11 protein-coding genes are annotated in these 12192 nt (G+C 65.1%); 3 read left to right on the forward strand and 8 right to left on the reverse strand.

What is annotated here, in order from left to right; translation table 11 throughout:
* Positions 1-100: 100 nt before the first annotated feature.
* The 5 genes from DFR24_RS05390 to DFR24_RS05410 all read right to left on the reverse strand — a co-directional run bounded on the left by DFR24_RS05390 (position 101) and on the right by DFR24_RS05410 (position 4826).
* Positions 101-1237, reverse strand: a complete 1137-nt coding sequence (locus DFR24_RS05390; protein WP_133881479.1) for an HPP family protein — start codon at positions 1235-1237, stop codon at positions 101-103.
* A 681-nt stretch (positions 1238-1918) separates the two neighbouring features.
* Positions 1919-3265: an NADP-specific glutamate dehydrogenase gene (gdhA, locus tag DFR24_RS05395; protein WP_133880285.1), complete on the reverse strand. Its 1347-nt coding sequence runs from the start codon at positions 3263-3265 to the stop codon at positions 1919-1921.
* Positions 3266-3289: 24 nt separating this feature from the next.
* Positions 3290-3520: a hypothetical protein gene (locus DFR24_RS05400; RefSeq protein ID WP_133880286.1), complete on the reverse strand. Its 231-nt coding sequence runs from the start codon at positions 3518-3520 to the stop codon at positions 3290-3292.
* A 143-nt stretch (positions 3521-3663) separates the two neighbouring features.
* Positions 3664-4125 carry a GreA/GreB family elongation factor gene (locus tag DFR24_RS05405; RefSeq protein ID WP_133880287.1) on the reverse strand — a complete coding sequence of 154 codons (462 nt, stop codon included), beginning with the start codon at positions 4123-4125 and terminating at the stop codon, positions 3664-3666.
* Positions 4126-4406: 281 nt separating this feature from the next.
* Positions 4407-4826 carry a hypothetical protein gene (locus DFR24_RS05410; protein WP_133880288.1) on the reverse strand — a complete coding sequence of 140 codons (420 nt, stop codon included), beginning with the start codon at positions 4824-4826 and terminating at the stop codon, positions 4407-4409.
* 133 nt (positions 4827-4959) lie between these two features.
* On the opposite strand from DFR24_RS05410, the gene DFR24_RS05415 reads away from it, so the two are divergent.
* Positions 4960-8103, forward strand: coding sequence for an adenylate/guanylate cyclase domain-containing protein (locus DFR24_RS05415; RefSeq protein ID WP_162851059.1), 3144 nt, complete (start codon positions 4960-4962; stop codon positions 8101-8103).
* A gap of 132 nt (positions 8104-8235) precedes the next feature.
* Here DFR24_RS05415 and DFR24_RS05420 read toward each other — a convergent pair whose 3' ends face one another.
* The gene (locus tag DFR24_RS05420; RefSeq protein WP_162851060.1) at positions 8236-9123 is read right to left on the reverse strand and encodes a LysR family transcriptional regulator; all 888 of its coding nucleotides are present in this window, start codon (positions 9121-9123) and stop codon (positions 8236-8238) included.
* Between the two features lie 95 nt (positions 9124-9218).
* Here DFR24_RS05420 and DFR24_RS05425 point away from each other — a divergent pair, with 95 nt between their 5' ends.
* Together DFR24_RS05425 and DFR24_RS05430 are read left to right on the forward strand one after the other, a co-directional pair.
* Positions 9219-9554, forward strand: a complete 336-nt coding sequence (locus DFR24_RS05425; protein WP_133880290.1) for a DUF1330 domain-containing protein — start codon at positions 9219-9221, stop codon at positions 9552-9554.
* Positions 9555-9882: 328 nt separating this feature from the next.
* Positions 9883-11160 (forward strand): CmcJ/NvfI family oxidoreductase, encoded by a 1278-nt coding sequence (locus DFR24_RS05430; protein WP_133880291.1) that lies wholly within the window; start codon positions 9883-9885, stop codon positions 11158-11160.
* Here DFR24_RS05430 and DFR24_RS25135 read toward each other — a convergent pair.
* Together DFR24_RS25135 and DFR24_RS05435 are read right to left on the reverse strand one after the other, a co-directional pair.
* Positions 11157-11282 (reverse strand): hypothetical protein, encoded by a 126-nt coding sequence (locus DFR24_RS25135; protein WP_281280144.1) that lies wholly within the window; start codon positions 11280-11282, stop codon positions 11157-11159. The genes DFR24_RS05430 and DFR24_RS25135 overlap by 4 nt on opposite strands.
* On the reverse strand, positions 11279-12070 hold the full coding sequence (locus DFR24_RS05435; protein ID WP_133880292.1) for a crotonase/enoyl-CoA hydratase family protein: 792 nt from the start codon (positions 12068-12070) through the stop codon (positions 11279-11281). Before DFR24_RS05435 ends, DFR24_RS25135 begins: the two co-directional genes overlap by 4 nt.
* Positions 12071-12192: the final 122 nt, after the last annotated feature.

Here is a 12192-nt window from a genome sequence, read left to right on the forward strand (position 1 = left end):
TTCTGATCGACCCACCCGCACGGTCGGCGACGCAGGCAGCGGGGATTCGCGGCTACGGAAGGATCGGCATCTCATCAGGACGACATCCGGAACGGAAATCCTAGAGCGCCCGTGCGAGCGCTCGAACGACATCCGACTGCGTGATCATTCCAACCGCCTTGCCCTGAAGGTCGACGACGGGAAGGTGGTGATGCCCCTCTTCGGAAAACGCAGCGATGAGATCGACGACGTGCCGGTCTTCGCGCGCCACGCGGACACGTCGCGTCATGATCTGCCCCACTGCAGCCGGTCTTCCGGGCCGCTGTGGCGCGCCGGCGCCCGCCATCATTCTTGCGTTGACGCCTGTCCCTTCCAGAGGATCGACACCCGTTTCCCGGAGGAAGTCGGCACGGGTCACGATTCCGGCGATGGCCCCCGTTCGATCGACCACTGGCAATGCTTTGACGTGATATCGCTGCATGGCTTCCCACGCCTGCGCGATCGAAGTGGCGGGACGCACCGTCTGCAGATCGCGGGACATGATGTCGGAGCAGCGCAAGTCGCCGACGCGTCGCCGATACGAACTGACGCCCGCCTGCTGCAAGAGCCCGAGCAGGTCGTCGCGACTGACATCGAGGACGCCGTCGTAGTGGGCCAACGCAGCGTCGAAGTCCGCCGCTGTGAACCTCGAGCCGATCTCCACCCTCGTCGTGAGTTGACCGTGCGGATAGCGGTGTCCTGTGGCCCGATGCCAAGCGCACGCTGCAAGCACCACGAGCGTCGTCGTGACAAACACCGGAAAGAACGCAAATTGGAATGAGGTCGCGTGGAGCAACACGGCCGTCACGGCGACGGCGCCTCCCGGGGGATGCAGGCATCGGAGGATCAGCATGAAAGCAACCGCAAGGCCGGTAGCGGCTCCCGCAGCCAACGCGATATCGCCGATCAGTCGAGCGCACACGACACCCGCCACCGCCGAGACCGTATTGCCCACGATCGCGGCCCAGGGTTGTCCCATCGGGCTCGCTGGCGCCGCGAAGATGATGACGGCCGTCGCGCCGATGGGCGCCACGAGGTAGGGCGTCAGACTCCACGGCGCGGCCATCCATCGGCTCAGCAACGCAACCGCCGCGATGCCCAGCAGTGCTCCCAGCATGGCTTTGGCTCGCTCTCGACCCGAAAGCGTGACAGGCGCGGGCGCAAGCAGATCGACAACGTGGCGTGCCCTTTCGGCACCGGGAAGCCAGCGCGAGAGCATGTCCACTCTGGCGAATCCCGAAGGCCGCGTGCGCAACGACGGACGGCGTCTTGGCGCTTTCATCGCTGCGCGCCGGAAACACGTGCGATGACGTCGAGATCGACCGGGAGCGGCAGGCCGACGTCGCCTCCGGCATCAACGCCTTGATCGAGGCGTCGTGCGAACGACGCACTCGGTCCCGAACCCGCCCTGGTAGCCAGGGCGACGGGCTTCGTCATGCTCATCAGAGAACTTGAGTCAGCAGCCGTGCGAAGACGGCGGCAGCGGCGTCACGACCATGCTGCGCCGGGCCATCTCCCATCGCCTCGACGGACCTGAAGCCGGTCTGTCCACCGGGAAACAGGCGATTTCGGATGCGGGGGGACGCAGGAATGAACAGCGATGCTTCATTGAAGATGCCTGCCGAAGAGCAGTGCGGCATGGAGCCGAGTCGAAACGGTCGATGAGCCGGATCCTCCGCAGCATCTGCGAAAGACCGGTCTATCGACGGGGTCGGCGATCATAACGTACCGGCCTGCCCGCTCGTCCTGCATTTGGCGAGACGCGGACAGCAGCCGCGGCGGATTCCAAGGCTGGATCACCCGCTCGCGCCTGCCGACTCAATCCGCCATTCAGACCGCTGCATGCGCGAACGCGCCACGCGGAAGCCGGCCTCGGCGCCTTGACCGATCCCGCCTTCGCTCAGATGACGCCCAAGGCCCGCATGGATTCGGCCACGCGAACGAAGCCGGCGATGTTCGCCCCGAGAACGTAGTCGCCTGGCGCGCCGTAAGACTCCGCCGTCTGCGCGCAGCGATCGTGGATGCCGCGCATGATCGCCGCGAGTCGGGCCTCCGTCTGCTCGAAGGTCCAGCTGTCGCGCGAGGCGTTCTGCTGCATCTCGAGGGCCGAGGTCGCCACGCCTCCCGCATTGGCGGCCTTGCCCGGTGCATAGAGCACTCCCGCCGCCTGGAAAGCCCGCACCGCCTCCGGCGTGCAGGGCATGTTGGCGCCCTCGCCCACCGCGACCACACCGTTCTTCACCAAGGTCATCGCATCCTTGCCGGTGAGCTCGTTCTGGGTCGCCGATGGCATGGCGATCTCGCAGGGCACATCCCAGATCGATCCGCCCTCGATATAGCGCACCGGGCCGCCCTTGAGCTCGGCGTAGTCCGAGATGCGTGCACGGCGGACTTCCTTGACCTCCTTGAGCAGGCCAAGGTCGATGCCGCGCTCGTCGTAGATGTATCCGTTCGAGTCGGAGCAGGCGACGATCCTCGCGCCCAGCTGCTGCAGTTTCTCGATGGTGTAGATCGCGACGTTGCCCGAGCCCGATACCGCGGCGCGGCGTCCATCGATCTTCTGCTTGCGCGTCGCCAGCATGCTCTCGACGAAATACACCGCGCCGTAGCCGGTGGCCTCGCGCCGGGCCTGCGATCCACCGTAGGTCAGGCCTTTGCCGGTGAGAACGCCAGCCTCGTATCGATTGGTCAGCCGCTTGTACTGGCCGAACATGTACCCGACTTCGCGCCCGCCCACGCCGATGTCTCCCGCCGGCACGTCGGTATGCTCACCGACATGGCGATGCAGTTCGGTCATGAAGGACTGGCAGAACCGCATGATCTCGCCGTCCGAGCGTCCGCGGGGATTGAAGTCGGAGCCACCCTTGCCGCCGCCAATCGGCATTCCGGTCAGCGCGTTCTTGAAGGTCTGCTCGAAGCCAAGGAACTTGATGATTCCGAGGTTCACCGAAGGGTGGAAACGGATCCCGCCTTTGTAAGGGCCCAGCGCCGAGTTGAACTGGACGCGAAAGCCCCGGTTGATTTGAACGCGCCCACGGTCGTCGACCCAGGGCACACGGAAAATGATCTGCCGCTCGGGCTCGCAAATTCGCTCGATGAGCGCATCGTCGGCGTAGTCCGGATGCTTCGCGACGACGCGCCCAAGACTTTCCAGTACCTCGCGCACCGCCTGGTGGAACTCGGGCTCACCTGCGTTGCGGCTGAGCACCGCCGCCAGGATGGGTTGCAGCTTCTCGTCGATATTCATCAGTCGTATGGTCGATTACAAGATTCATGAGCCGCTGCCGAAGCGGGCGGACGCACTCCGTCGTTCGGACAGGGTTCGCGCAGGTGCTGCTTTTCCATCGCCGTCGTGGGTCTGCGTTTGCCGGTTCAAGGCCAGCACGTCCGAGAGGAAGATTTCGGGCCAGTCGAACCCGCCGGGTTCGTGCGCCGTGATCCAGTTGGTGACGCCGAACATGAGTACGGTGGTCACCACCCGGAATGCCCGACGCGTCGTCATTCTCTTCTCGCGGTTTCCCGCTTCCGAGCGTGCGGGTGCGGCTGTATCCGACACGCCGGCCCGCGCCACCGCGGGGTTGCGACCATACGTGCAGGCAGGGAATGCGACAAGCCCCGGCGTGACGCTGCCCCGCGCGGCTGCGCCTACAGCGCCGCGCAAACGCGCAGAACGTCCACGACGTGCTGGCGGTCGCCGAGTTCCCATTTGATCTGCTGGCCCTGACGCAGTCCGATGAGCGCCGTCCCGATCTTGCTGAGCACCGATACCCGCAGCTTGCGTTCGTCCGCCTCATTCGGCGGAACCAGCCGGATCGTGTTGATCGCGCCGGTGAATTGCACCTGATAGGTGACGAACGACCCGATGCGTACGACGTCGGCGGGAACATCCGACTCCGCAACGATCTCGGCACGCTCGACTTCGCCCAGCAAACGCTCCGCCACGTCGGGCAATCGCGACATCGCAGCGCGGGCGATATCCCGCAGAACGACCTCGCTGCCGTCACCGATCAGCAACGGGGGATCACAACAGGCGGAACTCTGTTCCATGGAAGCCTCATCGAAAAAACACGGCAGGACATGCGCCGCCGCAAACGGGCCGACGCGCATTCGGTCTTGGTTACGTCCGCGGCCCCGAGCAGCGCATCACGCTGATGCGTGTGCCGCCCAGGGCTCTCTACCGCTGGAGCAGCGGTCCCCGGTTCGTCGGGCGATGGCGGATGTCGATGAGCATTGAAAGTCATGGTCGGCCGCAATCGATTCCCTGTCAATGACGAACGGCCCCAGCGTGCCGGCCCCGCGCAACGTGCGCATCGACGTTCGGCACGACCTGGTGTCCGCATGAACGGTTCATCCGCAATGGCCTTGATGAACGAGCGTGAGAAGATATTTCAGGGAATCTCTACGACCCCTTCGACGCCGAGCGGTTTGCCGCTCGCGAACCTGCGGGCAATCTCTTCGGCTTGCCCAATGCATCGGCCCAATCGGAACAGGCGCTCCGCGGGAAGCTTCCGGAAGACTTGTTCGCTGCCGGTAGCGATACCGTCTTGATGCAGACACCATGCTTCTGCGATCACGGTGCGAGCATCGAACGGGGTCGGCGCGTGTTCTTCCATTTCAACTGCGCCGTCCTGGAAGCCTGTCGCGTCATCATCGGTGACGCCAACTGGCGAGGTCTGACCCTCGCGCTCTTGTCCACCGCAACCGTTCGACACCCTCGGTGCATCGCCAGGGCGAGTCAACGACGCGAGCCTCTCCAGCCCGGGCCCGAAGCGGTCCGGGCTTTCGTCGTTGCCGGGCGCCAGACCCATCCGCCACGAGCCCCCTGCCGTCCTGGGCCGCCAATTCCGCCACCACGGCCGGGCGGATACACTGCAATCGAACTCTTTCGAGTTCGCCGTCTCCCAGGAACAACGCATTGGGGCACCTTGCGGCCGGAGCATCGTGGACGATTCAAAACGACCCGCGTTCCACCCTCAAGAGGCCGAACGCCGGCATCTCTCCATCGTGTTCTGCGACCTGGTGGGTTCCACCGCCATGTCCGAGCAACTCGATCCGGAAGTCCTGCACGAGACCATGCTCGCGTATCAGGACTGCGCCGAGGCGGTCGTTCAGCGGCACGAAGGACTGCTGGCGCATGTCATGGGAGACGGCCTGCTGATCTTCTTTGGTTATCCCTCCGCGCGTGACGACGACGCCGAAAGAGCGGTGCGCTGCGCATGCGACCTGCTGATCGCACTGTCCGCGCTCGAGTCGCCTCTGCCGCTGAAAGCCCGAATCGGCATCCACTCGGGGCCGGTGGTGGTGGGCCAGATGCGATCGTCCAGCGGCCACAGGGGAATCAACGCGACGGGGCTCACCACCAATGTCGCCGCACGGATCCAGTCGGCCGCCGAGCCCGGCGCGATCGTCATCAGCGCTGCGACGCAGAGGCTCGTGTCGGGACTCTTCATCGTTCGCGCACTGGAATTGCTTCCGCTCAAAGGGATCGAAAAGCCGCTGCAGCTCTACGAAGTGATCCGGCCCAGCGGCGTGCGCAGCCGGCTGGATGCCGCGCACCGCCTCACTGCGCTGGCGGGTCGCCAGACCGAGCTCGCCGATGCACTCGAACGGTGGGCGCTTGCGCAACAAGGGCAAGGACAAGGGATCCTGATCGTCGCCGATCCTGGTCTGGGCAAATCCCGCATGTTGCTGACCCTGCGCGAGCAGGTCCGGGACACGTCCCATACCTGGCTGGAATGCCGCGCATCCGCGACGACTCGCAACAGTGCCTATGGTCCGATCGTCGAACTGCTGCAGCGCGGCCTGGCATTCAAGGACGACGATAGCGAGCGCATCAGGATCGAGCGCCTGAAGACAGGCCTGGACGGTGCGGGTCTGCTCAGCGTGGAGGCTTTGCAGTTGCTGGCTCCCCTGCTGAACCTGGAACTCGCCGAAGGCCGGCTCCCCTATGGTTCCGAGCTGATCCGTCGCAAGACGATCGATGTCCTCTGTGCCTGGTTCATCGCGCTGGCGAGGCAGCAGCCGCTGCTGCTGGCTATCGAGGATCTGCACTGGGTGGATGCCACCACGCTCGAACTGCTGTCCCGGCTGCTGGAGCGGATGGCCGATGCAAGCCTGATGGTGGTGATGACCGCCCGGCCCGAATTCAAGCCGCCCTGGCCGGCGGCGGCCCACCTTTCCACGCACGGCTTGCCGCCGCTCGACGATGTCCATGCCGGCGAGATGCTGTCCGATCTCGCGGGGCAGCGTCGGTTGCCGCCCGAGCTGATCCGCAAGGTCCAGCGTCACGCCAACGGTGTCCCGCTGTTCATCGAGGAAATCGCCAAGCAGTTGCTCGAATCCGGCCAACTGGTGATGGGCGACGAGGCGCTCGACCTGACGGGCACGCTCGACACGCTCACGATTCCAGAGACCTTGCAGGATTCCCTGATGGCGCGCCTCGACCGTCTTGGCCGGGCGAAGCGCCTCGCGCAGGTCGCGGCAGTCATCGGGCGGGAATGCGACTTCGCGCTGCTCGCCGAAGTGGCCGGCTTCGACGATCAGGATCTGCGCGACCTGCTTCACCGCCTGGTCGACGCGGAGCTCCTTTACCAGAACGGTGAGCCGCCGCAGGCCCGTTACCAGTTCAAGCATGCCTTGATCCAGGATGCGGCCTACAACTCGCTGCTCAATACGAGCAAGCAGAGGCTTCACGGCACCATTGCCGCGACGCTCCATGCGCATCACCCCGATCGCTGCAAGGCGGCACCCGCCGAAGTGGCGCAGCACTTCGAACGCGCCGGGCAGATCCTGCTGGCCGTCGAATACTTCAAGCGCGCCGCCGACGCGTCTCTGAGGAGCTCGGCCGATCACGAAGCGCTCGCGTATACGCTGCGTGCGAGGGCGCTGCTGGAGCAGTTCCCTGACGGCGACGAACGCAACCGGATCGAATTGGCATTGCTGCTCGTCCTGGTGCCTTGCCTGTACACGACCCGGGGATACGCCCATGCGGATGTCGTGCAGGTCCTGCGCCGGCTTCGTGAGCTGCAGCCGCAGGTTCCAGACGCCGAACTGCGGGTGCAATCGCTGCTCCATCTGGCCTTCTCCAACGGCTATCGCGGCGATTTCGAGTCAGCGGTGGACGCGAGCCAGACCCTCGCCGAGCTGGGACGCACGATCGGCAGCAGCGCCGCCGAAGGAACCGGCGTCGGCTGGATCGGCGTGTGCGAAATCTGGCGAGGCCGTTATCTCGAAGCGTCGAGGCTGGCATCCGACGCGGCGACCATCCTGGAGACCGCTGCTCCCGCCGCGCGCCGCCAGCTGCATCGGCGTGACCCGCTGACGAATGCCCTGACGGTGATGGTGTGGACGCGCTGGAGCATGGGCTATCCGGACCAGGCGCTTGCGCTGGCCAAGGAGGTGGTCGCCAACGCGCAGGCCACGGGACAGCCGTTCGTGATCTGCGTCGCGGAAAGCCTGGTCCTGACCAGCGTGCTGCTGATGCGACGCGAAGCTGAGCCGCTGCTCGATGCCTGCGATGCGGCGATCGCAAGCACGCAGCGCTACAACGACGTGCAGTACCAGATGTGGGCCCGAACCATCCTTCCGCTGGCGCAGCTGATGCGCAACCCTGATTCCGAAGAGCACTTCCAGGAATTCGCCCGCTACCAGGCGGCCTGGCAGTCGACCGGCGTGGTCACCTGGGATCCGTTTCACTACGTCATGATCGCGGAACGGCAACTGGCCGCCGGCAGGCTCGCGCAAGCCGGCGTCTCGCTCGACGGTGCGTTCACCGCCGCGCAGCGCGATCTCAAGTTGTGGCTGGCCGAGAGTCATCGCGTCCGGGGCCAGTGGTGGCTCGCGACGCACGCCGACCACCACGACCAGGCGGAGAAAAGTTTTCTGGAAGCCATCGCGATCGCGCGGGCTCAACAGACGAAGTCCTTCGAACTGCGTGCGACCACCCGCCTCGCCCGCCTGTGGCAGCAGCAGGACCGACGGACGCGGGCACGCGATCTCCTGCAACCTGTCTACGAATGGTTCGTCGAAGGTTTCGACACGCCGGATCTGAAGGAAGCCCGCGCATTGCTGAACGAGCTGGAATAGCCGGCCGGATCGGACGGTCCACCTTGGCGCCGCGGCACGTCGACGCTCGTCGAGCGTCCAGGAAACAGGCGCTACTTTTCGTGACGCCGTCTTCGCCGGGAACGGTTCGGCGATGTTTCAGGCAGCATGGCCTCAGGTTCCGAATCGCTCCATCAGGAAGTCGATCGCGCTCCGGAGCTTGGCGGTCGGCCGGCGATCCTGTGTGTAGGCGAGGTACATCGGCGATGGGGCCAGTGACCATGCCGGCAGCACCGGCACAAGGCGGCCCGTCGCAAGATCGTTCGCCAATGTCGCTTCGGGCTGCAAGGCGATGCCCAGACCCTGGACCGCAGCGGCCCGCACCGCTTCGCCGTGGTTCGCAGTCAAACGCCCCCGTACCGGCACATCGCATATCTCACCTCGGGGGCCGACCAAGCGCCAGCGATCACGGCGCTGCCAGTAGGTCAGTCCCAGACATTCGTGGTCGGCGAGTTGCTCCGGGCGTTTGGGCACACCATGGCGCTTCAGATAACCGGGAGCGGCTGCCAGCGTCCGGCGGTACGGTTTGAGCGGACGGACCACGATCCCCGGCGCATCGACTTCACCAATGTGGATGACGAGCTCGTAATTGCCCTTCGAAAACCTGGGCGTCGCGTTATCCAGCGTGAGATCGACGCGAACATCCGCGTGGGCCGCCATGTAATCGGCCAACGCCGGGACGAGGCAATAGCTCCCAAAACTCACGGGGGCAGCGATACGCAACAGCCCTCTGGGCGTCGACTGCAATTCGGACACGGAGCTCTCGGCAACGGCAGCATCTCTCAATAACTGCTTGCTTCGTTCGTAATAGAGCTGCCCCGCTTCCGACAACTGCTGGCGTCGTGTCGTCCTGTGAAGAAGGCGTGCGCCCAATCGCTGCTCGATGTTGCGAATGCGCTTGGCCACCATCGTGGCCGACACGCTGCTCGCGTCGGCCGCGGCTGCGAAGCTGCCGCACTCGACGACCCGAACGAACATCTCCATATCGGCGAGAAGATTCACGATTCCAAACCCACAGGTTCTGAGTCTTTGGAATTATCGCATCGTTATTCGCGCGCACGTTCGGCGCATCCTGTCGGGGTCATCTGATCACCGCAATGGCGATCGACGGCCCCTTTTCCAACCATCAAGGAAATTCAATCATGGCTGCTTACTTCATCGGATTCGCGAAGGTCCAGGACGCCGGCAAGGCACAGGAGTATTCAGCGAAGGCCGGACCCACGATCGGGCCCGCCGGCGGCAGCGTCGTCGGCCGCGGCAAGCTTGCGGAAGTCCTCGCCGGCGCGGTCGATGCCCACTCGTGCCTTATCGTGAAGTTCGCTTCGGTCGATGCTGCCAAGGCCTGGTACAACTCGCCCGCCTACCAGGCGCTGATCCCGCTCCGGGACGAAGCCATCCATTCGACCTTCGTTCTGATCGAAGAGCCGAACTGAGGCAGGTCAGCTAATCGTCGCGCAGGTCTGCGGAGCGACGACTCCACGATCATCGTGGAGCCGTTGCGAAGCCGGAACGGGCGGCCTGCGAGCGGCTATCGTCGACGCTCGATCTTCCGCTCTGGATTCTTTGGCGGCTCGTCCTTCGCCGTGCAAACGACCCCCGGTTCGAGCCGGGAGCCGCGGCTTGGGGAAATCCGCTTCCGGCCGCACTTGGGCCCACCTGCGTCCTGCATCGGCCTAACGATATTCCCGCGGCTTGCTGGTCGAGCGAAGGGCTTGAATGCAATCTGGCGTCACCGACGGACAAGCCAATCGGAATTTCGCCATGACCCTCGCTGACGCGCACGAAGCTGCAGTCTCGGACAGCCGGACCTCGCGGCAACCCTTTGTCCCGCCGCTCGAGCGCACCGCCGGGCAGCCTGCGCCGATCGCGGCGCACGGCGGCCTGTCCTACATGGCCTTCGACCGTAACGGAGACGCCGGAACCACGCTGGCGCTCCAGGATGCTCTCGCCGAGATCGCGGGAGACGAAGAGCGGCGTCTGATCGAGCAGATCGACAAGGCGCCTCCCGGCCCGATCGAGACTCGCTGGGGTCTGGGATTTCGCGATTACGACGAATGCCTCCGGCATATCAGGGCCAGCGGACTCAAGGTCCCCGACGGCGGAGTGGCAGTGCCGCTGCGTTACTCCATCCATGAGCGCCCGGGCTACAGCGTCGTTCCGTCGAATGCGGTCTGGCGAGACCCGTCGCGGGCCGACGTGGCGGCGATCCTGGGGACGCGCGACGAGCTCAACAAGCCCCGACCGGAGCTCTACTTTCCGCAGGTCCTGCGTGACGCACGACGCATCGGCGAGTACTACCCGGGACTCTCTCCAAACAGCCCCGCGTGCATGGATCGGCTTGGCGTCTCGCTCGCTCACCTCGAATCGAAGTGTTCGAATTTCTACGACGCGGCCGAGGTCGAGCGGGTGTACTACCCCGAGATCGAGAAGCTGCTGCTCGACTTCTTTCCGGGCGCGACCGATGCGCTGGTCTACAACCACGATTGCTTCGACAAGGACTACACCGGCGATCGCACGGAAGACCAGGACAACAAGAATCCGGGTGTGCAAGCCCGATACGCCAACATCGTTCACAACGACCTCAACGACAACAGCGGGCGTGTGCGATGCCGGGAATTGCTCACGCGGAACCTGCGCAACTTCGGGCGCACGCAGCATTACACCGCCGCAGAAGCGGACAGGAAGATGTCGCGGCGATTCATGTCGATCAATCTCGCCAAGCCGATGGAGACCGTCGAACAGTTTCCGTTCGTGCTGTGTGCCTGGCCCTCGTTCGCAGACCAGCCGTATATCACCAGCTACCGCATCTACGACGATCGGGTCGGTGAGACCACGCTCTTCACCCATCGTCCTACGCACGAGTGGTATTGGCTGCCCCGGCAGAAGCGCAATGAAGTCTCGATGCTCAAGTGCTACGACTCGGTGACCGATGGTTCCGTCTCGCGCTGGTCGTTTCACACGGCGTGTACCGACCCCACCGCGCCCGCCGATGCCCGGTGCCGCAAGAACGTCGTCGTCCGGTCCTTCGTGTTCTTCTAGGCCTGTACGCGATCGAGGCTCGCCGGTGCCCTCTGATGCGATGTGGCGCCGAGCACGCGGAAGCTGGCGCTCATCAGCGTGGAGCGATCCGGAACATTCAGCGGGCCCGGAGCGCCGTTCAATCGCGAAAGTCCGGCGCCCGCTTGGCCATTCCCGCAGCCACCGCCTCTGCATGGTTGGCGCTGGCGAACATCGCGAGCTGCTCACGGGCTTCCGCACGCAGGATCCGGCCATCGAGCTCGTCGTTACCGATCCGCATCAGGCGCTTGGCGGCTCGCACGGCGTCCGGGCTGCGCCCGGCGATCTCGCGGGCCATGTCCAGCGCGGCCTTGACCGGATCCTCCGCGAGGCGCGTCGCGATGCCGATGGCGAGCGCCTCGCGTCCATCGAACACCCGTGCCGTGTAGAGCAGGTCCGCGAGCACATCGGGTCGCAGCATCGGCTTGAGCAAGGCCATACCGCCCATGTCCGGGATCAGGCCCCACTTGAGTTCCATCAGCGACAGCTTGGTGTCGGGATGCACGATCCGCATGTCGGTCGCCAGCGGCAGCTGAAAGCCGCCGCCGAATGCGAAGCCATGGATCGCAGCGATCACCGGCACCGGCGCGTCGCGCCACTGCGTCACCGCGTACTGCGCAAGATTGGCGGCACCGCGAATCGGAGTGGCGATGTCGATGGGAAACTTCTCGCCCGGCTTGATCGCCAGCGTGCTGGTGTCGATGCCCGAGCAGAACCCGCGCCCTTCGCCGGACAGCACGATCGCACGCAGGCCCGGCAGGCCGGCGACGCGATCGCCCGTTTCGACGAGCTGTTCCAGCAGCACGACGTCGATGGCGTTGAGGCGCTCCGGGCGTACCAGCCGAACGTGGGCGACGTGATCGAGAAAGTCGACGGCGACTCGGGTATCCATGCGGGGCTGTCATTGGTCTGGGTGAAATGCGGGACGGATTCTCGCATTCACCCAGCCGTCGCGAGCAAACCGTCGCGCATACGATTGAAGGCGTCGCGTGAAGGCGTCGCGAGGTGTCGCGC

The organism is Panacagrimonas perspica, from assembly GCF_004364935.1.
Taxonomy (GTDB): domain Bacteria; phylum Pseudomonadota; class Gammaproteobacteria; order Nevskiales; family Nevskiaceae; genus Panacagrimonas; species Panacagrimonas perspica.